This is a genomic window from Advenella alkanexedens, assembly GCF_019132845.1.
GTDB lineage: Bacteria > Pseudomonadota > Gammaproteobacteria > Burkholderiales > Burkholderiaceae_B > Advenella > Advenella alkanexedens.
Map to the genome: position 1 here is coordinate 400,207 of NZ_JAHSPR010000002.1, position 26,134 is coordinate 426,340.

The window sequence follows — 26,134 nt, forward strand, 5'->3', positions numbered from 1 at the left end:
CTTGATGATGGGTGATGCGTAGGTATTTTCCACAATAGTTACAAAAGTCCTTAAAATCAACATGAGTCTTTTTCTTAATTTCAACCTCCGTGTGACGTTGAGCGATGATTGGATACTGTTGACCAGTAATGGATATTTCATGCTTGAAGATATTTCGATTCCCACGCCACAAGAGCAGTTAAGATTTCTGAAGCAGATCCAGACAATATTGCAATCGGGAAGCTTTACATCCACTTATAAATTTGCCTTGCTGATCAGTCTGTCCAGGCTGGCTATTGAGCAGGGAGTGGATACCGGTGAATGTCTGACATTGGATTATCTTGATATTGCAGAAAAATTCATTGATTTGTACTGGTGGCAGGCCAGACCTTATCAGTTTAATGAGCAGGCACCTTTTGTACTGCAGCAAAGCACGGGGCCACAGGCCAGTATTGTGAATTTGGTGTTGGCGGCACAGGAAAAATTTAAAACCCTGGCTGCGGCCAGGCAAAATGCCGCTGAATGGTTGAAGCTGAAAAAAGCGGTTGCCGGCACCGTTAAAAGAATGCCAGTGGTGTATTTGCAAAACCTGAATGGCCAAAGTATTGAGTTTTTATATCATCTGGATGCATCGAGGCATCATTTGCAGTTATTGCCCAAGGTGATGTATTGCTTAAGGCAGTTTAGCGAAATGATCGAAGAGTTGTGCCAAAAGCGCTGGGTGGATTTTGTGCGGGAAAATAAAAACAACCTGCCCGTATTGGATGGCCTGCCAGACCTGAATGCGTTCCTGTTTGCACCTACCCGGAACCAGCTGGGTAAAGTGGCCGATTTTTTAATGGATTTGCAACAGTGCCGCTGTTTTTACTGCAATCAGTCACTGAAGAACAAAAAAGTTGCGGTGGACCATTTCATACCCTGGTCGTTATATCCAGCGGATACCGGACATAACTTTGTGTTGGCGGACAGTACGTGCAATTCGCAAAAAAGCAATTTTCTGGCCGCAGAAAATTATCGCCAACAATGGCAGGAACGTAATGTCCAGCATGATTCACTTATTACGGCCGAGTTGTCCCGTCAGGGGTTCCTGACGGATATCCGGCGCTCTCACCGTGTTGCGTCCTGGGCTTACCAACAGGCCATGGAGAATAATTACTTGCTTTGGGAGGGTGGGAAAAACATCCGTTTTCAAAGGCGCCATTATGAAACTTGAACGATTTGAACGCCTGCGTAAGGCGCAAAAGGCTTATCACCGTCGCTGTAAATGGGTGATGAAAAATGGCATATATGTGATCCATTCCTATGATGAAAAAAAGCCGGATGACTTGTCCTGGTGGAGTGACGCCGGCTTTATTCTGGGAGACCGGCGCGTGATGGTCTGGTGGCAGCATCCGCGCTTCGTTTATGCTGAGGCGCTTGATGAGCAGGCCCGCCAGGAGGCCGGTCATTCTCCGGTCAATGGACGACTTTTTGATGACGGCATCCCCAACCACAAACCGGTTGGTCGCTCACGTAAAAAAATCATCAGCTATACCGTGCCTCCAGGCACGGATGAAACCCGGCAATATTATGACAGGCTGGATACGATCAACCAGAGATTGCAAAAAGAGGGAATGGATTTTACCGTGAAACCCTGTTGGCAACGTGAATGTCTTTCATGGGCGACCGGAGTAGAGCTGGTGGCACCGCTGGAAGTGCGTAATGAAACGGAACTTGAAAACGTAATCGATCTGGCAAACCGCCTGCTTCGGGGACAAACCACGCTTGAACACGAGTTTCCGGGGTATGCCTATGGCAGGGAACAGTGGCTGCAAGAGCAGGATAAACGTTAAACCCTGAGTCACCAGACTGGTTCCCATGCTAGGCTCGTTCCCATGCTCCAGCGTGGGAACGGTAACCCTCTCCGCTTGGGACGTCAAAGTGGTTGTGACGTTTGCATGTTGAACATATGATTTACAGGGGTGAGTTTTTGGAAAAAGCCTGATTATATAATCCGAAAACAGTCGTGTTATGACACTAACAAGGAGTATTGCAATGGAAATAAAAGCTTATGGTGCCCGGGCGGGCGATCTGCCCCTTGAATCTATGGATATTACCCGGCGCCAGCCGGGGGCGAACGATGTACAGATTGATATCGCCTTTTGTGGTGTATGTCATTCCGATATTCACCAGGTGCGCTCCGAGTGGGCAGGTACCTTGTATCCCTGCGTGCCGGGTCATGAGATTGTTGGCCGGGTATTGGCAGTGGGCGAGCAGGTCTCCGGCTTTCAGAAAGGCGATCTGGTGGGGGTTGGCTGTATTGTTGACAGTTGTCAGCATTGCCCGGATTGCAACGAGGGGCTGGAAAACTTCTGTGATCATATGGTGGGCACGTATAACAGTCCCACGCCCGATGCGCCGGGGCACACCTTGGGTGGTTATGCCCAGCAAATTGTGGTGCATGAGCGGTATGTGCTGCGCATCCGTCACCCGGAAAGCCAGTTGGCTGCCGTAGCACCCTTGCTGTGCGCAGGCATTACCACCTATTCTCCATTGCGTCACTGGAAAGTGGGGCCAGGCCAGAAAGTGGGTGTGGTTGGTATTGGCGGGTTGGGGCATATGGGCATTAAGCTGGCCCATGCCATGGGCGCCCATGTTGTGGCGTTCACAACCTCAGAGTCCAAGCGTGCCGAAGCCAGAAAGCTGGGGGCGGATGAGGTGGTGGTTTCCCGTAACCCCGATGAAATGGCAGCCCATGCCATGAGTCTTGACTTTATTCTTAACACCGTTGCCGCCCCGCATGATCTGGATCCTTTCTTTGCATTGCTTAAGCGGGATGGCACGATGACATTGGTGGGGGCACCATCAACACCGCATCCTTCACCCAATGTGTTCAGTCTTATCATGAAAAGGCGAAGCCTTGCCGGCTCTCTGATTGGCGGGATTCCTGAAACCCAGGAAATGCTAGACTTTTGCGCCGAGCATGGCATTGTTGCTGATATCGAAATGATTCGGGCAGACCAGATTAACGATGCCTACGAGCGTATGCTCAAGGGTGATGTCAAGTATCGTTTTGTGATTGATAACGGGACACTGGAAGCGTGATATGCATTCCCACGCAGAGCGTGGGAACGAGTGTAAGCGTGGGAACGAGTGTAAGGTTAGGTTTGTTCCCATGCTCTGCGTGGGAACAAGCAGCGGTAGAAGTAAGTCAAATTAGGCTAGTTCCCATGCTCCAGCGTGGGAACGGGGAGCGGTTGGAAGCAGGTCAAATTTGCCAGATATAAAAGGAGGGAAGTGGGTGGCAGTTGAAATTTTAGAAATCCAGGCAGGGCACGACCACGATATTTGCAACATAATAAAAAAGGTTGGCGAAGAGTTTGGTGCCATCGGTGAAGGGTATGGTCCCTCCGATGCGGAAGTGGTTGAAATGAGTGCGCATTATGGCGACCAAAATGGCAGCCTGTACTTGGTGGCGAGTATGGACGGAAGCATTGTGGGTGGCTGTGGTGTTGCCCCTTTCAGTGGCAGCAATCAGACGTGCGAACTGCGAAAGCTCTTTCTTTTAAAAGAGGTTCGGGGCCTGGGAATTGGGAAGGAGTTGGTTGCCAGGTGTTTGGCTTATGCAAGCCAAAAGGGATACAAGGAATGCTACCTTGATACTTTGTCTGGCATGACGTCAGCAATATCCCTATATGAAAAATTCGGGTTTCAGCATCTTGATCGCCCACTGGAAGGTGTTGTTCACAGCGGGTGCGATGTTTGGATGCTGAAAAAACTGTAGACTGGAATGAATATGTTTTTTGACTGCCTGTACGCTTTAAACAGCCTGCGTAGCCATAAATTCGGTCGCAATTTCCAGCACGCCGTTAATAATGAATTGAACGCCCATGCACACCAGCAAAAAACCCATGATGCGGGAAATGGCTTCTACACCACTTTGACCGATGACAGCAACAACGCGGCCAGCAAAGCGCAAGGCTAACCAGAACAACAGGCTTAGCAAAAGAAAGACAAGTATGGCTGCCGTATGCAGGAACCAGTGAGAATAGACACTGGTAATGGAAGACGGGATACTGGCCGTTGTGCTAATGATCATGGCAATATTGCCTGGTCCTGCCGTGCCGGGCATGGCTAGTGGCACAAAGGCGATGTTGGTTGTTTTTTTAGTGGCTATTTGTTCACTCACCGTGTCCGCTTCAGGCATGTCATCGGTGCGGGAAGACGGTGAGAGCATTTGAAAGCCGATTCCGCTCACAATGAGTCCACCGGCAATACGCAGGCCGGGAATGGAAATGCCAAAGGATTGCATGATCAAGGTGCCGCCAAAGTAGGCAACCAGCATAATCCCAAAAACATAAAAGGCGGATTGAGTAATTTGTTTCTGGCGTTCCCGGTAAGGAATACCGCTGCCAAGCGAGAGTAGCAACGACATAGAGGTAAGCGGATTGGCCAGGGGCAACATGAGGACTAGCCCAACGCCCACCAGATGAAAAAGCCGGAGAAGATCATCCATGAATGAATCCTTTTCTTAAAATGAATCCTGCATATATTACTATATGCCTGGTTCTATTGACGGATTCAGTAATAAGCTGAGGCCGCCACGCCAGCGGTACAAGGTAATAACAACCCAGGCGGCCAGCATCCAGGTAGCCATTAACAGTTTATTGCGCGCCTTTGGTGAGGGGCTGTGCATATATCGCCCACCTATTGACAGTTAGAAGTAAGATACAACCACTGAATTTGGAGAAAGCATGAATATCAAGACGGTTTATGTTCAGGCCGGTGGCGGTTTTGACAACGTTGTTGTTGGAACGAGTGAATCCCGCGAGCCAAAACCAGGTGAAATCACCGTACGCATTTTTGCCAGTTCGTTGAATTATCACGATTTGTGCGTTGTCAGCGGTGCAACACCACCCAATGAACAACGAATCCCTATGTCTGATGGAGCGGGTGAGGTTATTGCGGTTGGTGACGGCGTTGAAGAGTTCGCGGTTGGCGATCATGTTGTCAGTACCTTTTTTCCCGATTGGCAGGAGGGCAATCCACAACGTGCCGGGTTTGGACGCACACCCGGTGACGGTATCGATGGTTTTGCCCGTGAGCAGGTAACGTTGCCAATAACCGCCTTCACCCATGCGCCGCGTGGTTACAGTCATGCGGAAGCTGCAACATTAACAACGGCTGGCCTGACGGCCTGGCGGGCCTTGTTTGTAAGTGGTTCACTCAAGCCGGGTGAAACCGTTCTGGTGCAGGGCACCGGCGGCGTTTCTATCTTCGCGCTGCAACTGGCCAAGCTTGCCGGTGCAAACGTCATTGCCACCTCATCCAGCCCGGAAAAGCTGGATAAACTGAAAGCCCTGGGGGCTGATACGGTGATTAATTATCGTGAAGACCCCGAGTGGGGCAGCTCTGTTCTTCGTCTCACTGGTGGGCGTGGCGTAGATCACATTATTGAGGTTGGTGGTCCGGAAACACTGGCACAGTCCATTGCGGCCAGTCGTGTCGGTGGCCATATTGCGGTTATTGGTGTGCTTAGCGGGATTACCGGCCAGTTGCCGCTTGCGCAGGCGCTATCCCGACAGGTGCGCATGCAGGCAATCCTGGTAGGTAGCCGCAGCCATCAGCAGGATTTCGTACGCGCTATAGAGGTGACCGGACTGAAACCGATTATCAGCCGTCATTTTGCGCTTGATGATATTGTCGCGGCTTTTCAGTATCAGGCCAGTGGGCAGCATTTTGGCAAAATCGTGCTGGATATCTAGCGGTAATAGAATTGCTTTTGATTCAATTATTTTAACTCTTAGTGCCATTTGATTGGGCAGCAACAGGCGCTGCGTTGATTGGAAGCGATATTTCAAATGACGTCATTTCTTCGTTTGAGCTAACCGCAATACTGCCCCCGTGCGCTTCAATAATGGATTTGGTAATAGCCAGCCCTAAACCGGCACCCTCTCCAGTGCGTTGGCGCGAGGAATCCGGACGATAAAACCGTTCAAAAAGGTATGGCAAATGCTTTGCCAGAATGACCGCGCCAGGGTTTTGTACGCAAATTTTTAACGTATCTGTAGCGGTATTTCTTATCAGCCTGACTGTAATGGTTTTTCCCTGAGGCGTGTAACGGATGGCGTTGGATAGCAGGTTACTTAATGCACGGCGAAGCATCAGCCGGTCTCCCGTTACATTGGCATGTTCCCCGGCCAGTTCAAGGTTTACCCCGCGCTCTTCGGCCAAGACTTCAAAATAGTCGAACAAGGTCTGAACTTCGGCTTGAAGATCAATGCTAACAAGTTCTGGCTTCAGCAGTTTGTTATCGGCCTGGGCCAGAAACAGCATGTCGCTTATCATCCTTGCCATCCGGTTATATTCTTCAAGGTTGGAATACAGGATTTCCTGGTATTGCCCGCTGCTTCTTGCCTGGGAAAGGGCTACCTCTGTTTGCGTTCTGAGGTTTGTAATGGGGGTGCGAAGCTCATGCGCAATGTCTCCGGAAAAATCCGACAGCCGTTTAAATACCCCCTCAAGCCGGTCAAGCATTTTATTGAATGACTTAGCCAGTTCGGTCAGTTCTGCAGGAACGGCTTCTGCATTCAGGCGGATATGCAGCTGTTCCGAGTTGATTTTTTCTATCTCACGGCTAATACGCCGTATGGGGGCATGGCCTTGATACACCACCAGCCAGGTTGCCAAAATCGCGATCAGGCAGGCAATTACGGTGATAATTCTCAGATAATGCTGGAAGCTCTCAAGATAGTGCAGGTGGAAATCTATTTCGGTTGCGATAGCAAGGGTAAAGTCGTTTGTGATGACAGGGTTGTTAGGGGTGATTTGTAGCACCACGCCCCTGAGGGTCCTGCCATTATCTTTCCATATGGAAACGGTATCACTGGTGATCTGCATGACGGGTGGCGTGGTTTTTGCAAATTTTTCCAGATCTGATCCGGAGGTTGCATAGAGGACAGCGCCGGTTGAGGTGGATATGCGGTATTGCGCGTTGTAGTGGCCCACAATGACGTTGGCAAATGTGGCCTGTATTGCTTCCGGATGATTATCGTTGGGCAATAGAGCCAATGTGTGTTCCAGCGCCTGCCGCACCGCGTTCAGTTCGTCTATATCCTGCTGGATGAAATGGTGGTTGATTGAGCGTTCCATCATCCAGCCGAATGAGAGCAGGACAAGTGTTATTACCGCACCAATAGAAACGGTAAGGCGGACTGCCAGAGAGGTGGGACGTCGCTTCATTGCTCAGGTATAGGATCAGCCTCGTCCACATCCAGCATGTAACCCATGCCTCGTACGGTGTGAATCAGCTTGGGCTCGTAGTTGTCGTCAATTTTTGCACGCAGGCGCCGGATGGCGACATCAATAACATTGGTGTCACTATCAAAATTCATATCCCAAACCTGAGAGGCGATGAGCGACCGCGGCAGTACTTCACCCTGGCGCCTTACCAGCAGCTCCAGCAGGGCAAACTCTTTATTGGTCAGGTTAATGCGTTGATTATCGCGCTGGGCACGCCGGCGGGGAAGGTCAAGCGTCAGGTTGGCCACTTGCAATTGATCATTCTGTGCGGGTGCGGCACCGCGGCGCAATAATGTACGTACGCGCGCCAGAAATTCGGCAAAGGCAAAGGGTTTGACAAGGTAATCATCAGCGCCAAGCTCCAGGCCTTTTACCCTGTCTTCAATACTGTCGCGAGCGGTCAGAAACAGGACCGGTGTAGATGGCTTTGCATCCCGCAGTGCACGGATAATGCGCCACCCGTTAACATCGGGTAGCATGACATCAAGAATAATCAGGTCATAGGAACCGGTTAACGCCAAATGGTGTCCGTCCAGGCCAGTGCGCGCCAGGTCTACGATAAAACCGGCTTCGGCAAGACCCTGGCGCAGGTAGTCGCCTGTTTTAACCTCGTCTTCCACAACAAGCAGTTTCATGGGTTTGCTCCTGTAATACGCATGCAGGTTGCCTCAATCGTCTGCAATGCGGGCGGATTTATGTCTGAAGTGAGTTTACCCACACGACACTGACTGGAAAATGACCTAAGCATTACAGTATTGTAATCTGTATGATGACAGGAATGTAATGAGGCTGTCACCCGTGCGACAGCTATGCGTGACTAAAATTCTTATATCGAATGGCATTAAATGCCTCTTTGTTTGAATGAGTTTAAAGCGAATATTTATCATGAAAAAAATCCTTTCCGTTTTAATTTTAAGCGCATTGCCTGTCCTTGCTCTGGCTTCAGGTAACCATGCCGGCGGTCATCATGGTGCATCAGGCCATGGTCATGACATGTCTGGGCATGCGCATGTATCGGCTCCCGTTGGTCAGCCGGGAGACCCAGCCCAGGTTACGCGTACCATCGAAATTGATATGCTGGACACTATGCGCTTCACGCCTGGTGAAATAAGTGTTAATGCCGGGGAAACGGTTCGTTTTATTGTTAAAAATGCAGGAAAACTGCCGCATGAAATGGTGATTGGTTCTTTGGAGGACTTGAAAGCACATGCTGTTGAAATGAGACATAATCCATCCATGATGCACGATGAACCGAATGCCATTACGCTTGAAGCTGGCCAAAGTGGAAGCCTGGTCTGGAAATTTGACCAGTCTGGTACGGTTGATTTTGCCTGTACCATTCCTGGCCATATGGAAGGAGGAATGGTGGGTAAGATGCTGGTTAACTAAAGCAGGAAAAACATGACAAAAACAAAATTGCTTTTTATGGTTGCCGGTTTTGCCGTGATGGTGGCCGGGACGCTTCTATATGTTCAAGGGCGTACCCCAGGCCCTGCATTCATTGATCCCGCTAATCAGACGCTGGTCATGCAAGGTAAGCCAATTTACGAAAACCTGTGCGCATCGTGCCATGGCGTTTCCTTGCAGGGGCAGCCGAACTGGCGCGAACGCATGCCTAATGGGCGCCTGCCAGCACCACCGCATGACCAGAGCGGGCATACATGGCATCACCCCGATGCCTTGCTGTTTGATATGGTCAAGAATGGCCTGGTGCCAGGAAAAACGGCACCACCCGGTTATCAAAGTGACATGCCCGCCTACCGTGATATGTTGACGGATGAGGAAATTGTGGCGGTACTGGCATACATTAAAAGCAGCTGGCCTGTAAAGGTGCTGAAGGTGCAAAAAGAAATAACCTTGCAGCAACAACAATAGCTTGCAGGGGGTTGTAGGGCAATTTGCGTTCACCAATATCATCGGTAATAACAGCTGAAGCCGCTACCCTACTGCGCATAAAGGGCGATTGACCCTTTGTGCGTTCAAGAAAAACCTGCAATCCTTCCAGCATTTCGGGTACTTCTTCTGCTGGTGGGGCTACATAATGCACAATACTCTGATAGTGGATGGTTTCCCCCACGAATGCTGCAAGAGTAGTTAAAGTGAGAAGTCAAACAGAATTGCGGCAGATAGATGTATTATTTTGAAACAAAGCTATCTATTGTTGATATAAATGAAGAGAATGGCTTTGGGGATATTTTTCCCCTAGTACATTTAGGACTTACATTGAAGACAGAAACCGGTATTGTGAAGTGGTTCAACAACGATAAGGGCTTCGGCTTTATCATGCCTGAGTTTGGCGGCAAGGATCTCTTCGCACACTACAGCGAAATTCAAGGCACTGGCCACAAATCTCTTGAAGAGAATCAACGTGTGTCATTCGTGACAGGTCAAGGGCAAAAAGGCCCTTGCGCCACCCAGATCCAAGTGATCTGAATGCGCGTGTGCTGAAAATACTCAGCATACCTGCAGTGATAAAAGCGGAATCCTTTGAAACATTGGATTCCGTTTTTTTATTTCTACGTATTTCCCACAACAGCCAAAATTGTCCTTAAAATCAACATAACCCTTTTCTATCAATATCAACTTCCGTGTGACGTTGAGCAATGATCGAATATTGTTGATCAGTTATGGACATTTCATGCTTGAAGCTATTTCGATTCCTACGCCACAAGAACAGTTTAAAACCCTGGCATCAGCCAGGAAAAACACCCGTTTTGCTTCATGGATGGCATTGGATAATCTATCTTCAGCCCAACTTTTCTGCACTCCAAATAATAATTCAAGCATCAACTTTCTTACAGCCCACTGCGCATTTTTTCAGCTGCATCAAGCAATAAAGGTAAAAATTCAGTGGTCATCCGTTTAATCGAAACACGGCTGAGCATGGCGCTTACGTTCATGGCGGCAATCGCACGGCCTTCACGATTCCTGATGGGAACTGCCAGTGAAACGCGGCCTTCATATACCTGATCTACCGGCATGGCGTAGCCTTGTTCCCTGATCTTTTTCAGGGTGTTGCGGATAGAAACCGGGTCTACATCCGTGTATTTGGTTTGCTTGCGCAATTCGGCTTTGGCAAAAAACTCATCCAGTTCTTTATCACTTAGATCAGCTAACAAAACTTGGCCCATCGCATTGATGAAGGCAGGCATGCGCATGCCGACCTGTACAGGAATGGTGTACACATGCGAGGGCGGGATGCGGGAAATGTACACAACATCTGTGTCATCCAGCACACTCATGGCGCATGATTCATCAATTTTTTCAACAATGCTGGTCATGAAAGGCTGGGCCAGCTCCGACAGGGGTATAGAGGACAGATACGCATAGCCCAGGTCCAGCACCTTGGGCAGCAGGCGGAATTTGTTATCTTCCATGCCCACATAGCCGATGGCTTCTAGGGTAAGTAAAAAGCGGCGAGCTGTCCCACGCGCCAATCCGGTGCGAGTCGCGACTTCATTTAACGACAGGCGGTCAGCGCCTTTTTCAAAACAACGTATAACACTCAAGCCCCGTGCAAAAGCGGTTACAAAATCCGGGTGATCCTCATTGATACTCATTATTTACCTGCTTGTTGGTTGGTCTTTCCGTTAGGGCCCACGAATTGGAAAAGTGTAACGGAATCATAAACATTATAAAACCAGATTGACCTTATAAGTCTTCATCGATATAATTTTAACCATTATACGGCCAAACGTCCGTTTTACGGTCAAAATGGAGGAGACAAATGAAAGTTGAAAAACCAGGTTTCTTTAAATGGGAACATTACCCGTCAGTAACACCGCCAGAATTGCAACAAGCCCAAGTTGGCGTGCATCCTGTGGTGGTGGTGGGGGCTGGCCCGGTTGGCCTGACGCTGGCCCTGACGCTGGCGCAGCAGGAAATTCCGGTCGTCATGCTCGAGGCTAGGGATCAGGTTTCTGATAGCAGCAGAACGCTTGCCGTGGCCCGGCGCAGTGTCCAGGTGATGGATCGATTGGGGGTAAGTGCGGCTTTCCGTGAAAAAGCCATTACCCGTGAAAGAAACTATGTTTACCATGGCCGGCAATTGATTCACAGTGCGCCCTACGAACAGTCGGTGGCTGAAAAACATCCTGATATCAGTGTGTTGCAGCAGCCCTGGACCGAGAAGGTCTTGCTGGATGCGGTGCTGGAAAATGAATTGATCGATTTGCGCTGGCTGAATGCAGTTACAGCGGTGAATGTTGAGGACCAGGACCAGGACCAGTCCATTCTGACGGTCAGCTCACCCCAGGGGGAGTATTTGCTGAAGGCGCAATACGTGATTGCGGCAGACGGTGCCCGTGGACAGGTGCGGCGCAGTCTGGGCCTAGCTTATGAGGAAATTGGTGATGGCGTGTTGCAACGCAATTTCATTATTTGCGATTTCGAGATGCCTTCCGATTTGCCGATTGCCCGCCGTTTATGGATTTCACCACCTTACAAGCCAAATTCTGCAGTCATTTTGCATCGCCAGCCGTTTAATACATGGCGCTTGGATTATGCGCTGGATGATGGTGAAGATATCGAAGAGGCCATGAAGCCTGAAGTGGTTGCGCGCAATGTACGGCAACAGCTGCAGTTGATGGATATCCCCGATTCGGAAGAATTCAAACTGGTGTGGATTTCATCTTATCGCCCCATGTCCAGAAGTTTGCCATGCTATCGCCAAAAGTCAGTGTTTTTTGTGGGTGATGCGGCCCACCAAACGCCTATTTTTGGTGGTCGTGGCATGAACCAGGGCATGCTGGATGCTGCCAATCTGGGCTGGAAGCTGGGTATGGTGATGAACGGGGTGGCCAATCCTGATTTGCTGGATTCATACGATACCGAGCGTCGTCCGCTGATTATCCAGAACCTGAAGGATATCGGGTTGGCTACACTTTGCATGACAGCGCCCACCCGTGGTGCCTCCCTGATGCGTCAGGCTGCTTTTGATCTGCTGCCCACCGAACGCTTTGTGCTGGATCTGGTGGATGCCTTCAATGCCAACAAGTCTGAATGTCTGTTTGCCGACCAGGTTAACGAGACCGGGCACACGGCCTTACCCGGTTACCCTCTGCCGGATTGCCGACTGGAGCAGGGGGCCCAAACGATTTATTTGCACGATCTGCTCAAACCCCATGGGTTCACCAGTCTTTATTTCTCGGCAAATGGCCAGTTGCCTGAAGGTCTGCAATCCGAGACAGATAAATTGCAGGCAATTTTCCCCCGTTATTTCCGGCACGAAACGGTCGCATTGGATAAAGCATCCGCCAACACGCCCAAAGTGGCCTATCTGCAAGAAGGTGAAAGACTGGGTCTGCAAGAAGGTACATGGTTGCTGGTTCGCCCTGATGGTTACATTAAGGCCAGATCGGAAAAGCCGCTTGGACAGGACATTAATCAGGCCCTGCATGTGGCCCTGGGTAATTAGCAATACAAAAGGAGACATCAAACATGGAATTGCAACGCTCATTTCGCGCGGTAACCGAAGCGCTAGACCAGATTCCGGAAGCTGAAACAGAAGGCTTCCTGGCGAGACTGGCTCTTATTCTTGCCAATGAACTGGCCGATGCGGACCGGGTTGAAAATGCAGTACAGCGTGCCTTGGCGCCTGTGAAAACAAAGGAGAAAGAGCAATGAGTCTTGGAGACCGCTGGGCTGGACATCATATTCAGCAATTAACCACACCAAAAGTATTGGCAGAACGTGCCCAGTCACTGGGTGACAAGGTATTCCTGAATTATTTGCCCGATGGCCGACAACTGACTTACCGGGATATCGATCTGATGTCCAACCAGCTGGCGCATGGCCTGGCCAAGCGCGGTATTGGTCATGGTACACACGTGGCCTGCCTGATGGATAATAGTCCTGAACAGTTACTGACTTACTTTGCCCTGGGTAAACTGGGTGCGGTGGCGGTGCCCTTGAATACGGGCAGTCGTGGTCAGTCCCTGCAGTATTTGCTGTCCCATTCCGATGCGGTGGCGCTGGTCGTTGACGATGCTTTATGGAGCAATTATGCCGAGGTGGCAGCAGAACTGGACAATATCAGGCAGATTGTTTGTCTGGGTGCTGACAAGGCGCAGATTGCAGCCAGAAAAACAGACATTGATGTGGTGGACTTTGCGGATTTGTATGAGGCCGACCAAAGTTTGCCTGAAGCAACCGTGTCATTCAATGACCCCTCATACATTATTTACACCTCGGGCACAACGGGGCCATCTAAAGGCGTGATTCTGACACAGGCCCAGTGTTTTCTGTGGGGCCTGAGCCATGCGCAGGCATTTGGCCAGCGGCCTGATGATATTGCCTATATCTGTCTGCCCATGTTCCATACCAATGCCTTGCAGGGCGCAACCTATAACGCCATCATGGTGGGTGCTTCCATTGCCTTGCAAAAGCGGTTCTCCGCGTCCCGGTTCTGGCAGGATATTCGCGCATGCGGTGCGACCCTGACCAATCTGCTGGGCTCCATGATTAATATTTTATGGAGCCAGCCCCGTGATCCGGCTGATGCGGACAACCGTTTGCGGATGTGCATGTCGGCGCCGATTCCCGATTTTGGCCTTGAGTTTGAAAAACGTTTCGGTTTGCGCTTTATTCAAAGTTACAGCCTGACCGATTTCGGTCCTTCGCATGCTTACAGCCTGGTTGAACCACTGGCTAAATTGGGTTCATGTGGCAAGGCCCGTGCGGGTATCGAGGCACGCATTGTTGACGAGAACGATTTTGAGCTTGAGCCCGGACAGCGCGGTGAACTGGTGCTGCGCCATACCATGCCATGGGCCCATTCCCAGGGTTACTACAAAATGCCCGAAGCAACCGTCAAGGCCTGGCGCAATGGCTGGTTCCACACCGGTGACGTGGGCGTGATTGATGAGGATGGTTATTTCTGGTTCCTTGACCGCACCAAAGATGCCATTCGTCGTCGCGGTGAAAATATTTCCGCGTATGAAGTTGAAAAAGTCATTATGTCCCATGAGGCCATTCGTGATGTGGCGGTGTTTGCGGTCAAGTCGGAGATGTCTGAAGATGAAGTCGCTGCCGCCATTACGGTAAAAGACCAGGTTGAGTTGGATCATGCCGGGCTGATTCGTTATTGTCAGTCCCAGATGGCCTATTACATGGTTCCCCGCTATCTGGTCGTGATGCAGGACTTACCCAGAAACTCCAGCCAGAAGGTCGAGAAGTTCAAGCTTCGCGATTGGGCCAACGAGGATCTTGAGCGTTTGTGGGACCGTGAAAAAGCGGGCATCGTAGTCAAAAGAGGATAACAAGGCATGTTTGAAAAAATTCCTGCCCTGGATCCGGATAATAGCGCTTTTTGGACCAGTGGCAAAAACAATGAATTGCGCATCTGCCATTGTCCCCAATGCCAGACTTACCAGCATCCACCCTTGCCGGTATGCCCGCAATGCGGCAATCTGGATGTGGAATATAAACCGGTTTCAGGCAAGGCGGAAGTCGTTAGCTATACCGTGAACTGGCAACCCTGGGCACCCAACCAGAAAGTCCCGTTTGTATTGGCCGTCGTAGAGTTGGCCGAGCAAAAAGGCTTATGGCTGATGACCAATATCGTTGACTGTGAACCTGAAGAGGTCAGCATTGGCATGAAGGTTTCCGTCCGGTTTGAAAATCAGGATGATATCTGGTTGCCTGTTTTCCGGCCCGAGGTGAGCGCATGATGAATTATGCAGAAAAACAAGTTGCCATTCGTGGCATAGGGCAATCGGCAGTGGGCCGTCCCGCGCAGGCAAGTGCGCTGCGGCTGACCGTGGATGCCTGCCTGGCCGCGATTGCCGATGCCGGTCTGAAACCGGCTGATATTGACGGTGTCATGTCGTATCCCGGGGCTGCCGACAACGCAACCGGGTTTTCTCCGGTAGGGGTGCATGATGTCCGTCTTGCCTTGGGTTTGCAGCCAAGCTGGTATTGCTCTACCGCGCTGGAATCGGCCGGGCAGATGAGTGCTTTTTTTGTGGCCATTCAGGCCCTGGCGGCAGGCACGGTTAAAAACGTTTTGCTATTCCGTACCACCGGTGAGGCATCGGCCCGGGCGCGTGCTAAAGGTGCCATGGCCTGGGGCGGCAGTGACCGGCAGGTGTTTGGCATGTGGCAGTATGCCGTGCCATACGGGGCGGTTTCACCGGCCCCCTGGTATGCCATGTATGCCACCCGTTATATGCACGAATTCGGGCTGACGCCCGAGCAGCTGGGTTCGGTGGCGGTGCATGCCAGAAAAATGGCCGGGCTTAATCCCAATGCGATTTACCGTGACCCGATTACGATCGACGATTATCTGGCTTCGCGAATGATTACCACGCCATTGCGCATGTTTGATTGCGATGTGCCGGTTGACGGTTCTACCGCTTTTGTGTTGTCACGTTGTGATGACGCCAGTGACGGGCCTAATCCGCTGATCCGGATTGAAGCCATAGGCAGCCGTTTTGAAACAGGCGGCTTGCGCCAGCCAACCGATATGACGTCGTTTGGCGCCGAGGCCGCCGCAAACATGATGTGGTCGCGTACCGACCTGAAACCCAAGGATGTTGATGTGGCCCAGATTTATGACGGGTTCAGTATTTTAACCCTGCATTGGCTGGAGGCCCTGGGCTTTTGTGGCAAAGGAGAGGCCGGTTCCTTTGTGGAAAAAGGTGAGCGAATTGGGCTTGATGGAGAGCTGCCCATGAATACCAGTGGTGGTCAGCTGTCTGCCGGCCGCCTGCATGGATTTGGGCATACCTATGAAGCCTGTATGCAGTTATTGGGCCGTGGTGGTGCCCGGCAGGTGGATGCGCCGGAAGTGGCGGTGACATGCAATGGTGCCTATGGCCTGGGTTGCATGCTTTTGACAAAGGGATAAACATAATATGACAAGCAAATTATTTACGCCGTACCCGTTAAGGGAACTGACCCTGAAAAACAGGATGGTTGTTTCACCCATGTGCCAATACAGTGCCGTGGATGGCAATGCCAGTGATTGGCACACCATTCATATTGGCAGCCTGCTGACCTCTGGCGCCGGTTTGTTCATGCTGGAAGCCACGGCGGTTGAGGCGAGGGGGCGCATTACGCCAGATTGCCTGGGCTTGTGGAACGATGAAAATGCCGATGCATTGCACGCTGTTTTGAAGGCGGTTCGCAAGTACAGCTCCATGCCGGTTGGTGTGCAGCTTTGCCATGCCGGCAGAAAAGCCTCTGCCCATAAACCTTTTGTGGGAAGAGGCCCCCTGCAGGCTGATGAAGGTGCATGGCCGGTGATTGGCCCAAGTCCGGTGCCTTTTGCCGAGGGCTGGCAAACACCTCAGGCCATGAACCGTGAAGATATGGATACTGTTATTGCGGCTTTTGTTGCTGCAGCGAAAAGAGCGGACCAGATTGGTATCGATCTTATTGAGCTGCATGCGGCCCATGGCTATTTGATGAGTTCATTCCTTAGCCCATTGGCCAACCATCGCGATGATGAATACGGCGGCAGTCTGGAAAACCGCATGCGTTTTCCGCTGGAGATTTTTGATGCCGTGCGCAAGGTCTGGCCGGCAGAAAAGCCCCTGGGCGTGCGTTGTAACGGTACTGACTGGCATGAGGAAGGCATTCATGCGGACGATGCCGTGGCTTTTGCCCGGGCATTGCAGCAGCATGGTTGTGATTTTATTGATGTCTCCAGTGGTGGCAATGCCTATGTCAAAGTGCCGATTGGACCCGGTTATCAGGTGCCGTATGCCGAGCGTATCAAACAGGAAGTGGGTATTGCCACCATTGCCGTTGGGCTGATTAATACAGCTGTGCAGGCAGAATCCATTGTGACTGAAGATAAGGCGGATCTGGTGGCGGTGGGCAGGGCAGTGCTCAATAACCCGCACTGGCCATGGCAGGTGGCTGAAGAGTTGGATGGCAGTGTTGAGGTGCCTTGGCAATATTTCAGGGCTGCCACCAAAAAAGGGGTGCCTCCCCCGTATGTACGCTAGGAGAAGACCGTTATGATCAGCAGTCAGTTTTATGAGTTGCGTTTATATCAGGTGGAACGCGGGCGCATGAATGACATGATTGCGCGCAGGAAAGATGCGCTGCAAACATTGTTTCAGCGCCATGGTATTGCTCCGTTGGGCAATTGGTATACCAGCATGGGGCGTAACTCACCGTTGTTTGTTTACCTGATGCGATGGCCGGATTGGGAAACACGACAAAAAGCCTGGGCCGGCTTTTATAGCGATCCGGAATGGTGGGCAGCCCGCGAAAGCACCAATGCAGGCAGTGAGCTGGTGGAGCGTTACGAGTTGAATTTTCTAAAGGAAATTCACCCCTGGGTGGCACACCCGGATGTTTCACGTTTAACGCTTGAGCTGCATATTACAAAGATTGACATTGGGCGCAGTGCAGCGGCCGAGGCACTGGTCAAGAATGATTTGAATGCCCGGCTGGCGACCCATGGTGGCCAGGTATTGGGGGCATTTGAATATTTGACGGGTGATGACTTGCCAAGGGCAGCCTTGTTTGTGGGCTGGGATAACGCCACACAAGCCGAGGCAATGCAGCATTTGCTTGAGGCCGCACCATTGAACCGCAGTGATCGTTACCGCCTTACACACATTCCGCTGTAACGATTGGGTTATTACTGCACCCCATTAACAAAGGAGACAACATGATGAAACAGACATTGAAAAAAAGCATACTTGGATTTGGCAAGGCCATGCTTTGCACGGCAGCACTGGTACAGGCAGGCCCCGTGCTGGCCAGCAGTTATCCAGAGGAACCCATCCAATGGGTGGTGCCCTACGCACCGGGTGCCGCCTCTGATACCCTGGCACGCAGAATTGCCAAAGATTTGGGTGATGGACTGAAAAAATCCATTGTGGTTGAAAACCAGCCGGGGGCAGGTACGGTTAATGCCGCCAGAAAACTCAAACGTGCCAATCCAAACGGTTATACCGTCATGAATGCGGACATTTCAACCCTGGCACTTAACCCGATACTGATGAAAGACCCGGGCTACTCCGCTGATGATTTCACCATGGTCAGCATGCTTGCCCGCCTGCCACTGGTGCTGGTGGTTCGCCCCGACTTGCCGGTAGAAAGCGTTTCCGAGCTGATTGAATATGCCAAGGCCAATCCTGACAAACTGAACTATGCTTCTGCCGGTTTGGGAAGCCCCCATCACATGGGCATGGAATTGCTGATGCAGAAAACCGGTTCATCCATGACTCATTTGCCCTTTAACGGTGCATCGCCTGGCTTGATGGAGTTGCTGGCAGGCAGGGTGGATCTTATGTTCGGCTCCGTGGGTTCGGTTGCAACCTATTTAAATAGTGGAAAGCTGAAAGCACTGGGTATTTCATCGGAAGAAAGCTTCCCGGGTTTAGAAGGCGTCAAGCCTTTGCATGAGCTGGATCCACGGCTTGACGATTATGAAATGTATGCCTGGCAAGGCTTGGTTACACCGGCAGGCCTGTCGGACGAGATCCGTGACAAACTGAATGCCAGCCTGAAGACGGTTCTGGAAAAACCGGAGCTGATCGAGGACTTTACCAAACTGGGTCTTGAGGCCAAATGGTCCACCGCTGAAGACTTCAAGGATTATGTACACGACCAAGGTCAAATCTGGAAAAAACTGATCGAGGAAAAAGGTCTGTCACGCAATTAAACCACTTATGTGGTGACAGGTTTTGTGTTTGTCCCAGCCTTGGTGCTGGGATTTTTCGGAGTATTTGAATGAGAATCGGAAAATTTTTTCTGTCCGTCATGGCGTGTGTGAGTTTTGCCGGTGTGATGGCGACGAGTGCCAGTGGCAGTCTGTCTTATCCGAACAGGACGGTGAATGTGATTGTTGGTTTTGGAGCGGGTGGCGCTTCGGACATTCTTGCCCGGGTGCTGGCATCCGAGTTGCAGCAGGACTGGGGCCAATCTGTCGTGGTGGATAACAAGGCAGGTGCTTCAGGCATTATTGGGACCAGCTTTGTGGCCAAGTCCAAACCCGATGGTTATACCCTGCAATTGCTGGCAGGCAACCATACCATTAATCCTGCACTACGCAACAATCTACCGTTTGATTCCGTGAAGGATGTCACGCCCATTATGCTTGTGGCGTCTGCGCCCAATATGTTGATTGTTAGGGCCGATTCGGGTTTCAAATCGTTGGAGGATTATATTGCCGCAGCGAAATCACGCCCTGAAGCGGTTAGTTATGCCACTTCAGGTATAGGCACCACGGTGCATCTGGCCGGTGAAAAATTTGCCAATATGGCCGACATCAAGCTTAACCATATTCCCTATAAAGGTTCTGCCCAGTCGGTTAATGCCGTGTTGTCCGGTGAAGTGGATTCTGCCTGGGTAGCCTTGAATTCGAGCCTTTCATTCGTAAAGTCGGGGGATGTACGTGTATTGGGGATTGCCAGTAAAGAACGTTCGGATTTTCTACCTGATGTGCCTGTTTTGAAAGAGCAGGGCATTGATATGGAAAGCAATAACTGGCTGGCGGTATCTGGCCCGGGCAACATGGCCGATGACATCGTGATGAAAATCCAATCCGACCTGAAGCGGGTGCTTGAAAAACCAGCGTTTTTGCAGCGTCTTGCCGAACTGGGCCTGGCGCCGATTGGGATGGAACATGGAGAATTTGCCAGCCTGATTCAGGACGAAATTAATGATTACCGTCAAACGGTTGAAAGCGCAGGCATTAAACCGGAGTAACAGAAAACACTAAAGTTTTAGCAACATTTCCAGATTCCAAACAATAAATACCAATATTATTTGATATAACACAAACAAAGCTGAGTTATACTATTGACGTACATTAAATTTTTGAGGTTTTGAAAATGTGGCAAAAACATTAGTAAAACGGGTTTAGTGTGCGTTTTTTTATTGGGATCAATGCAATAACTGATAAGTTGTGAGTAGCAAATACCCAAATATATCAGTTTGTTGAAAGCGGAAATGTCATATAGAAAACAATAGGTAACGGGGGGATTTATCATGGCCTATGTGCGTACTTTGCCTGAAGTCAACAAAACGGGATTCACTTTCAAAGAATATTTGGAGATGGTGAAGTCAAAGCTGGAGTCCCTTATCAATAAGGTGCATTCTGTACATTTGCCTGAACTCATGCTCTTGGTTCGTGAAGTCTTGGGTATTAATCATATTAATCACTTTGGCAGATTGCAGAAAATAGAAAAAGAAATTACTACCCGTCCCTGGCGTTATCGTTAATAACGGTTCGTGCTGAGTGCCGAGGACGAACCAGCATGCTTTGCGGTGCGACTATATATTGCGCAACGTTCGCTATTCTTTAACTTGCTCAGAAATTTCAATTAGATTAAGGTCTGGATCGCGCAAGTAAATTGACATGATGGGGTAGTTGGCTCCGGTTCGCCTGACCGGACCTTCTTCTATTTCCCAGTCACAGCCCTGGATATGGGTAATGACCTCTGCCAGGGGGATACTCGACATAAAGCACAAGTCCAGTGCGCCCGGGACAGGAAGATGCGCTTTAGGCTCAAATTCCTGGCCCTTTATGTGAAGATTGATCTTTTGTTCCCCAAACTTGAACGCTATTCGTCCCTGACCAAAGGTTTCAAGTTTCATGCCCAGTACTCTGGTATAAAAATCAATACATTTTTCTTTCTGGCTTGTGGTTAAGACCAAATGATCTAGATGGTGCATCATATGTGCTCCGTTGTAAGGACGAGTAAGGGGTAGCCAAAGCATATTCTAACGTGAAAGAGGCAGAGGAGAAACGGGCTGCAGTCCAAAAAAAGCAGGTGAGAAGAAGTCAGCAGTGTTTTGGACATAATTTTGCCGAACTCCTTGGTCATTTTCGTACATGACGCTCAGATTGAACTGGGTGACCGCATCACCTTGTTCAGCCTTCTGAATAATGGCTTGATCTGTTTGCACGGCAAGGTTATTTCCCAGTGTGGCACCTAAACTGAGCATTAGAACCATAATGAATTTGCGTATCATATTAAATGACTTTTATTTTTTGAATAATGACGCTTGAATTCTAACTATTATTTTAGGTTTCCCGATATTTAGATCAATGACAGAACAAGCCAAAACCAGAGATTTCTGCCATTATTATCTTTGATGAAGGAAATCATGGAACGATCTAAATTTACACAAACTTAGATTGTGGCTATTTTGAAATTGGCTGAGCAAGGCATGAAAGTGACCGATATTTGTCGCGAGCATGGCATCAGCAACGCGACTTATTACCAGTGGAAAAGCAAGTACGGTGGTTTGGAGGCGTCGGATTTGAAACGATTGCGGGACATCGAGGTGGAAAATGCCCGTCTAAAGAAAATGTACGCAGAATTGGCTTTGGAGAACGCAGCGATCAAAGATTTGCTGGGAAAGCTCTGACGCCGGAGCGACGACGTGAAGCGGCCTTGCACTTGGTTCAGCAAGGTTCGCTTTCCATTGCCCGGGCATGTCGTCTGACACGCCTGTCTCGTCGCAGTTGGTACCGGCCTGACCCCAGTCAGCATCGTCTTGAACGTGATCAACCTATCATTGATGCGCTTAACGCAATCGTGCAAGATCCAACGCGATCCCGTTGGGGCTTCTGGAAATGTTTTTATCGATTGAGACTGGATGGAAAACTTTGGAATTTCAAGCGAGTGTGGCGTATTTACTGTGCGCTGAATTTGAACCAAAAACGTCGTACCAAAAACCGGTTACCCGAGCGTGCGCCAGCGCCTTTGGCTGTGCCTGCAGAATCGAATTACAGTTGGTCTTTTGATTTTATGAGCGATGCACTTTACAACGGTACACGCTTTCGTGTGCTCAATATCATTGACGAAGGCGTTAGGGAAGCCTTGGATATCGTGATTGATACCTCACTGCCTGCCACCAGAGTGGTGAGAACACTGGAGCAACTGAAAGCAGAAAGAGGCCTGCCCAAAATGATTCGCGTGGATAACGGTAGTGAAATGACATCGCTTGCCTTTACGCAGTGGTGTGAAGCACACGGCATCAAGATTTGTTATATTGAGCCAGGCAAGCCGAACCAAAATGCTTATATTGAGCGATTTAATCGCAGTTACCGCACCGAAGTCCTGGACCCGCATTTGTTCTCATCGCTAGATCAGGTACGAGACCTCAGTTGGGCCTGGATGTTAAGTTACAACGAGGAACGACCCCATGAGTCGTTGGGTAACTTACCACCCAGTGAATTTAAACGACAGTTAGCAGCAGAAGTCTCTAGTTATGAACTGTGCGCTTGACGGTAAGCTTACGATATTATTAAAAAAATAACGAAAAATTTTAACTTGAAGAAAAGTATAGAATTGCATGTGATCTTTGTTAATAGCTTTGCTGCGCAAACAGATCAAGATATTCAAGTACTTATCAAAGAAGCGGAACAAGGTGTTAATGGCCAATTAAACTGACCCAGTTTAATCTGGGCCTCATGTACGCCGATAGCCAAGGTGGCCCTCAAAATGATGCCCAAGCCCGGCAGTGGTATAGAGGAACTATTTATTTTTGCTGGTGCTGGTCTGGTGTATGGGGGGGCAGTATTGCCCTGGAAGAGGGTGTGAGTCTGTAAATAATTCTGTGTAACCTAGATGATTACATGGAATTATTTACACCTTTTGATTATAAGGTAACTAATACCCCTGTTTGTGCAATTCGCGATAGTTATTACAAGCACTTTGAAGGCCATTATCACATGCTTTTCCAAACCATTCTTTTGCTATGGCATTATCATGCCGCACAGCATGTCCATCTAAATACATAAGCCCTAGACTAAACTGAGCTAAAGCATCATTTTGTTCGGCAGCTTTCTTAAATAACTCTCGTGCTTTTATATAATTTTTTTCAATACCTATTCCTTTATAATACATATAACCTAAATTAAATTGAGCTGGAGCAAGATTTTTATCAGCAGCTTTTTCATACCATTCAAAGGCCGTAGAATAATTTTTTTCTACTCCAAAACCTTTTTCATATATTAGTCCTAAATTTCTCTGTGCCCAAGCATCATTTTGTTGTGCTGCTTTTTCATACCACTGTTTCGCAATGATATGGTTTTGCGGCACGCCTTTACCTTCTGAATACATGCGCCCTAAATCTCGTTGAGCTTTAGCATGTCCTTGTAAAGCAGCTTTTTTATACCATTCAAATGCTTTAGCATCATTCTGTTTAACACCAAGCCCCCAAAAATATATTTCCCCCAAGCTTACTTGAGACTCTATCAAACCTTGCTCAGCAGATTTTTCAAACCATTTCCTTGATTTTATGTAATCTTTTTTTATGTCTCCTCGGCCTACGTAATACAACATCCCCAAAAGCTGTTGTGCTTCTGCGTACCCATTTTCCGCTGCTTTTTCAAACCACTGTTGAGCTTGGGCATCATTTTGAGGGCCACCTTGGCTATCGGCGTACATGAGGCCCAGTTTAAACTGGGCCTCTGCATCGCCTTGTTCAGCCTTCTGAATAAGTGCTTGAATATCTTGATCTGTTTGTGCTGCAAAGCTATTTCCTAGTGCAGAACATAAACCCAGTGTTAAAACAACAATAAATTGGCGTAACATACGGCATCACTCTCATTTTTATTAAGCAAACTTCGTGCTTCGATATTTAATAAATTATTTGATTTAAGTTTTGATAAGCATTACAGCCATCTTGTATTGCATTATCACATAACTTACGAAATCATTCTTATGCATTATGCCTAAATAATACTGAGCCTAAGCGAATTATTGATAATGGAATATAAGTCATGTCATTAGACACAACTTGATGAGTGCGCTGTACCAGGCTAGCTTTGAGTAGGTTTACAGAGGAATGGGAACAACCCATGAGAGACTGGAAACAGGCTATGATTCACTTTGCCATTCTCTTATGAGGGTCGTTTTATTAGGTCTAACGTGTAATCTTAAAGCACCTTGACACTCCATTCATTTTCTCTGGCAAAGGGTATGTCTATTATTGCAAATTAGGTAATGCTCCGGCCAGTGCCGTCTAGAATTCTGTTTTAAATTCTAGCAATATAGATGTCCATTTATTCAACTAGGTTTTGATGCGTTATGGATGTTTCTCTTTATTCGGTGCCGGTGGCCGAGCGACCCCGGCGTCGCTATTCAAACGAATACAAACGCCAGGTCGTAGAGGCTTCTTTTCAGGCCAACACTTCGGTTGCTGCCGTTGCTCAAGCACATCAGATTAATGCCAATTTACTGCATACCTGGCGCTGGCAATATCGGAAGGGGCAATTCGGCGCGGTTGATCAGGCAGTATCTTTGGTTCCTGTGTGCTTAACCAACCCGGAACCCCCTGTCACCACAACGACAGACACTGGCTACTTTGAACTGCATATCAATGCCGTTCGCTTGCAAATTCATGGCACACCGGATATGCAATTATTACCTGAACTGCTGAAGATGATAAAAGCATGTTAGGTTTACCTGCAGGAACCCGCGTCTGGCTGGCGGCAGGTGTGACCGATATGCGCCGGGGCTTTGATGGTTTGGCCGCCATTGCCCAGGACGTCTTGCAACAGGATCCCTTCAGTGGTCATGTGTTTGTATTTCGTGGACGCAAAGGCGACCGCATCAAGGTGCTGTGGTGGAGTGGTGACGGCATGTGCCTGTTGGCCAAACGCCTGGAACAAGGCCATTTTGTCTGGCCCCAGGCCGAGTCCGGATCGGTGCATTTAACGCCCGCACAACTGTCGATGTTGCTGGAAGGGATTGATTGGCGACGGCCCGCCAGAACACATAAACCGAGTCGCGTATAGACGCCCTAAAAAACGACAGAATGGCGTATTGACTGGCGTTCCGGCTTTTTATTTAATGCTGTCAGGGTGGTTGTTTGGTAAAATAACGGCTATGCCTACACCGCCACCGCTTCCCGATTCCATTGAAGATTTAAAACATTTGGTGCTTGCCATGCAAGCCGACATGGAAGCGGTTCGGCTGGAGCGTGACACCCCGATTGCGGTGCTGGCACCGGGGAGCGGTAAAACCCGGCAAGCCCGCTTATGGGTGTATGCCCGCGATGATCGTCCCAGTGGCGGCACCCAGCCACCGGCGGTCTGGTTCCGCTACTCACCCGATCGCAAGGGCATCCATCCGCAAACCCACCTTAAAAACTTCGAAGGTATTTTACAGGCCGATGCCTATGCTGGTTACAACGAGGTATACCGAACCGGCAAGGTTATTCAAGCGGGTTGTTGGGCCCATGCCCGACGCAAGTTCCATGATATTCATGTCCATCGGCCCTCTGATATTACCCATCATGTGCTCACTCAAATTGGCCGTTTATATGAGATTGAGGCCGGCATCCGGGGCAGTCCACCACAAACTCGTCAGGCCGAGCGCCAGGACAAGTCATTGCCAATTGTGCTTGCCTTGCATGAGTGGTTCATGCAGCAGTTACCGACCCTGTCACGCAAATCCGTAACGACCGATGCCATCCAGTATGCCCTTAACCAGTGGCAGGCCTTGACACGCTATCTGGATGATGGGGAAATAGAGATCGACAATAATGCAGCAGAACGGGCATTACGTGGTGTGGCAATTGGTCGCAAAAATTATTTATTCCTGGGTTCGGATGCGGGCGGAGAACGGGCGGCCACGCTCTACAGTTTACTGGAAACCGCCAAACTCAACGGTATCAATCCAGAAGCCTACCTGCGCCATGTGCTGTCGGTGATTGCCGACTATCCGGTTAACCGGATGGACGAATTATTGCCATGGCGAGTACAGCTGTAAAAACCGCTACTTAATCCAGCACCTGTCAAGACGGTATTGGGCGAATGCTTACGAACAATGGTAGAACTGGCTCATATTTATCCCCTCTATGATTGTTTATCTTTTTCACCATAAAAAGTATCAGGGGCTACTCAGGGCTACATAAAGATATTTATCTACTTTTACTGATTGATAAGTAG

General features: G+C 49.5%; 28 protein-coding genes and 1 pseudogene. 22 read left to right on the forward strand and 7 right to left on the reverse strand.

What is annotated here, in order from left to right:
- Positions 1 to 139: 139 nt before the first annotated feature.
- From KU392_RS04345 to KU392_RS14260, 4 genes are all read left to right on the forward strand, one after another.
- Complete coding sequence (locus KU392_RS04345; protein ID WP_169295516.1) at positions 140 to 1,192, forward strand: HNH endonuclease; 1,053 nt, start codon at positions 140 to 142, stop codon at positions 1,190 to 1,192.
- Entirely contained in the window at positions 1,182 to 1,811 is a 630-nt protein-coding gene (locus tag KU392_RS04350; protein ID WP_217734652.1) for a hypothetical protein, read from the forward strand. Before KU392_RS04345 ends, KU392_RS04350 begins: the two co-directional genes overlap by 11 nt.
- 202 nt (positions 1,812 to 2,013) lie before the next feature.
- Positions 2,014 to 3,063 carry an NAD(P)-dependent alcohol dehydrogenase gene (locus tag KU392_RS04355; protein ID WP_217734653.1) on the forward strand — a complete coding sequence of 350 codons (1,050 nt, stop codon included), beginning with the start codon at positions 2,014 to 2,016 and terminating at the stop codon, positions 3,061 to 3,063.
- A gap of 196 nt (positions 3,064 to 3,259) precedes the next feature.
- Positions 3,260 to 3,742, forward strand: a complete 483-nt coding sequence (locus KU392_RS14260; RefSeq protein WP_169295513.1) for a GNAT family N-acetyltransferase — start codon at positions 3,260 to 3,262, stop codon at positions 3,740 to 3,742.
- A 36-nt stretch (positions 3,743 to 3,778) separates the two neighbouring features.
- On the opposite strand, the gene KU392_RS04365 is transcribed toward KU392_RS14260, so the two are convergent.
- Positions 3,779 to 4,474 carry a MarC family NAAT transporter gene (locus tag KU392_RS04365; protein ID WP_169295512.1) on the reverse strand — a complete coding sequence of 232 codons (696 nt, stop codon included), beginning with the start codon at positions 4,472 to 4,474 and terminating at the stop codon, positions 3,779 to 3,781.
- A 244-nt stretch (positions 4,475 to 4,718) separates the two neighbouring features.
- Between KU392_RS04365 and KU392_RS04370 the strand changes: the two genes are divergently transcribed.
- A complete protein-coding gene (locus KU392_RS04370) occupies positions 4,719 to 5,723 on the forward strand; it encodes a zinc-dependent alcohol dehydrogenase family protein (protein ID WP_425514646.1) in 1,005 nt (334 codons plus the stop codon).
- A gap of 31 nt (positions 5,724 to 5,754) precedes the next feature.
- Here the strand turns inward: KU392_RS04370 and KU392_RS04375 are convergent, their stop codons facing one another.
- Both KU392_RS04375 and KU392_RS04380 read right to left on the reverse strand, forming a co-directional pair.
- Positions 5,755 to 7,200: a Cu(+)/Ag(+) sensor histidine kinase gene (locus tag KU392_RS04375; RefSeq protein WP_217734655.1), complete on the reverse strand. Its 1,446-nt coding sequence runs from the start codon at positions 7,198 to 7,200 to the stop codon at positions 5,755 to 5,757.
- Entirely contained in the window at positions 7,197 to 7,895 is a 699-nt protein-coding gene (locus tag KU392_RS04380; protein ID WP_200239361.1) for a heavy metal response regulator transcription factor, read from the reverse strand. Before KU392_RS04380 ends, KU392_RS04375 begins: the two co-directional genes overlap by 4 nt.
- Positions 7,896 to 8,145: 250 nt before the next feature.
- On the opposite strand from KU392_RS04380, the gene KU392_RS04385 reads away from it, so the two are divergent.
- The 3 genes from KU392_RS04385 to KU392_RS04395 all read left to right on the forward strand — a co-directional run bounded on the left by KU392_RS04385 (position 8,146) and on the right by KU392_RS04395 (position 9,693).
- Complete coding sequence (locus tag KU392_RS04385) at positions 8,146 to 8,649, forward strand: cupredoxin domain-containing protein (RefSeq protein WP_217734656.1); 504 nt, start codon at positions 8,146 to 8,148, stop codon at positions 8,647 to 8,649.
- Between the two features lie 57 nt (positions 8,650 to 8,706).
- The gene (locus tag KU392_RS04390; protein ID WP_246587316.1) at positions 8,707 to 9,135 is read left to right on the forward strand and encodes a c-type cytochrome; all 429 of its coding nucleotides are present in this window, start codon (positions 8,707 to 8,709) and stop codon (positions 9,133 to 9,135) included.
- A gap of 348 nt (positions 9,136 to 9,483) precedes the next feature.
- Positions 9,484 to 9,693, forward strand: coding sequence for a cold-shock protein (locus KU392_RS04395; RefSeq protein ID WP_246587317.1), 210 nt, complete (start codon positions 9,484 to 9,486; stop codon positions 9,691 to 9,693).
- 362 nt (positions 9,694 to 10,055) lie between these two features.
- Here KU392_RS04395 and KU392_RS04400 read toward each other — a convergent pair whose 3' ends face one another.
- Positions 10,056 to 10,820: an IclR family transcriptional regulator domain-containing protein gene (locus KU392_RS04400; RefSeq protein ID WP_217734658.1), complete on the reverse strand. Its 765-nt coding sequence runs from the start codon at positions 10,818 to 10,820 to the stop codon at positions 10,056 to 10,058.
- Between the two features lie 167 nt (positions 10,821 to 10,987).
- Between KU392_RS04400 and KU392_RS04405 the strand changes: the two genes are divergently transcribed.
- The 10 genes from KU392_RS04405 (at position 10,988) to KU392_RS04450 (ending at position 20,448) form a co-directional block, all read left to right on the forward strand.
- Positions 10,988 to 12,676: an FAD-dependent monooxygenase gene (locus KU392_RS04405; RefSeq protein WP_217734659.1), complete on the forward strand. Its 1,689-nt coding sequence runs from the start codon at positions 10,988 to 10,990 to the stop codon at positions 12,674 to 12,676.
- Positions 12,677 to 12,699: 23 nt separating this feature from the next.
- Positions 12,700 to 12,885 carry a hypothetical protein gene (locus KU392_RS04410; protein WP_217734660.1) on the forward strand — a complete coding sequence of 62 codons (186 nt, stop codon included), beginning with the start codon at positions 12,700 to 12,702 and terminating at the stop codon, positions 12,883 to 12,885.
- Positions 12,882 to 14,519: an AMP-binding protein gene (locus KU392_RS04415; protein WP_217734661.1), complete on the forward strand. Its 1,638-nt coding sequence runs from the start codon at positions 12,882 to 12,884 to the stop codon at positions 14,517 to 14,519. The genes KU392_RS04410 and KU392_RS04415 overlap by 4 nt, the downstream gene beginning before the upstream one ends.
- Before the next feature lie 6 nt (positions 14,520 to 14,525).
- Positions 14,526 to 14,930, forward strand: a complete 405-nt coding sequence (locus KU392_RS04420) for a Zn-ribbon domain-containing OB-fold protein (protein WP_217734662.1) — start codon at positions 14,526 to 14,528, stop codon at positions 14,928 to 14,930.
- Complete coding sequence (locus KU392_RS04425) at positions 14,927 to 16,108, forward strand: thiolase family protein (RefSeq protein ID WP_217734663.1); 1,182 nt, start codon at positions 14,927 to 14,929, stop codon at positions 16,106 to 16,108. The genes KU392_RS04420 and KU392_RS04425 overlap by 4 nt, the downstream gene beginning before the upstream one ends.
- Positions 16,109 to 16,115: 7 nt before the next feature.
- A complete protein-coding gene (locus KU392_RS04430) occupies positions 16,116 to 17,213 on the forward strand; it encodes an NADH:flavin oxidoreductase/NADH oxidase (protein WP_217734664.1) in 1,098 nt (365 codons plus the stop codon).
- Between the two features lie 12 nt (positions 17,214 to 17,225).
- The gene (locus KU392_RS04435; RefSeq protein WP_217734665.1) at positions 17,226 to 17,846 is read left to right on the forward strand and encodes an NIPSNAP family protein; all 621 of its coding nucleotides are present in this window, start codon (positions 17,226 to 17,228) and stop codon (positions 17,844 to 17,846) included.
- 41 nt (positions 17,847 to 17,887) lie between these two features.
- Positions 17,888 to 18,886, forward strand: a complete 999-nt coding sequence (locus tag KU392_RS04440) for a Bug family tripartite tricarboxylate transporter substrate binding protein (RefSeq protein WP_217734666.1) — start codon at positions 17,888 to 17,890, stop codon at positions 18,884 to 18,886.
- Between the two features lie 68 nt (positions 18,887 to 18,954).
- Positions 18,955 to 19,932 (forward strand): Bug family tripartite tricarboxylate transporter substrate binding protein, encoded by a 978-nt coding sequence (locus KU392_RS04445; protein ID WP_217734667.1) that lies wholly within the window; start codon positions 18,955 to 18,957, stop codon positions 19,930 to 19,932.
- Positions 19,933 to 20,214: 282 nt separating this feature from the next.
- A complete protein-coding gene (locus tag KU392_RS04450) occupies positions 20,215 to 20,448 on the forward strand; it encodes a hypothetical protein (protein WP_169295506.1) in 234 nt (77 codons plus the stop codon).
- Between the two features lie 72 nt (positions 20,449 to 20,520).
- On the opposite strand, the gene KU392_RS04455 is transcribed toward KU392_RS04450, so the two are convergent.
- Complete coding sequence (locus KU392_RS04455; protein WP_217734668.1) at positions 20,521 to 20,904, reverse strand: VOC family protein; 384 nt, start codon at positions 20,902 to 20,904, stop codon at positions 20,521 to 20,523.
- A gap of 45 nt (positions 20,905 to 20,949) precedes the next feature.
- On the reverse strand, positions 20,950 to 21,201 hold the full coding sequence (locus KU392_RS04460) for an SEL1-like repeat protein (protein WP_217734669.1): 252 nt from the start codon (positions 21,199 to 21,201) through the stop codon (positions 20,950 to 20,952).
- A gap of 165 nt (positions 21,202 to 21,366) precedes the next feature.
- Here KU392_RS04460 and KU392_RS04465 point away from each other — a divergent pair.
- Positions 21,367 to 22,463, forward strand: a protein-coding gene (locus KU392_RS04465) for an IS3 family transposase (RefSeq protein WP_425514647.1) whose coding sequence is annotated in 2 segments (ribosomal slippage) — positions 21,367 to 21,595 and positions 21,595 to 22,463 — 1,098 coding nt in all. Because the reading frame shifts where the segments join, the coding sequence is not laid out codon by codon here.
- A gap of 384 nt (positions 22,464 to 22,847) precedes the next feature.
- Here KU392_RS04465 and KU392_RS04470 read toward each other — a convergent pair.
- Positions 22,848 to 23,774: a tetratricopeptide repeat protein gene (locus KU392_RS04470; protein WP_217734670.1), complete on the reverse strand. Its 927-nt coding sequence runs from the start codon at positions 23,772 to 23,774 to the stop codon at positions 22,848 to 22,850.
- Positions 23,775 to 24,269: 495 nt separating this feature from the next.
- Between KU392_RS04470 and tnpA the strand changes: the two genes are divergently transcribed.
- The 3 genes and pseudogenes from tnpA to tnpC form a co-directional block, all read left to right on the forward strand.
- The gene (gene tnpA / locus KU392_RS04475) at positions 24,270 to 24,641 is read left to right on the forward strand and encodes an IS66-like element accessory protein TnpA (RefSeq protein ID WP_200235227.1); all 372 of its coding nucleotides are present in this window, start codon (positions 24,270 to 24,272) and stop codon (positions 24,639 to 24,641) included.
- Positions 24,635 to 24,979, forward strand: a complete 345-nt coding sequence (gene tnpB / locus KU392_RS04480) for an IS66 family insertion sequence element accessory protein TnpB (RefSeq protein WP_217734671.1) — start codon at positions 24,635 to 24,637, stop codon at positions 24,977 to 24,979. Before tnpA ends, tnpB begins: the two co-directional genes overlap by 7 nt.
- Before the next feature lie 187 nt (positions 24,980 to 25,166).
- Positions 25,167 to 25,955 (forward strand): annotated as a pseudogene (tnpC, locus tag KU392_RS04485) (IS66 family transposase); the annotation flags it as partial.
- Positions 25,956 to 26,134 lie beyond the last annotated feature (179 nt).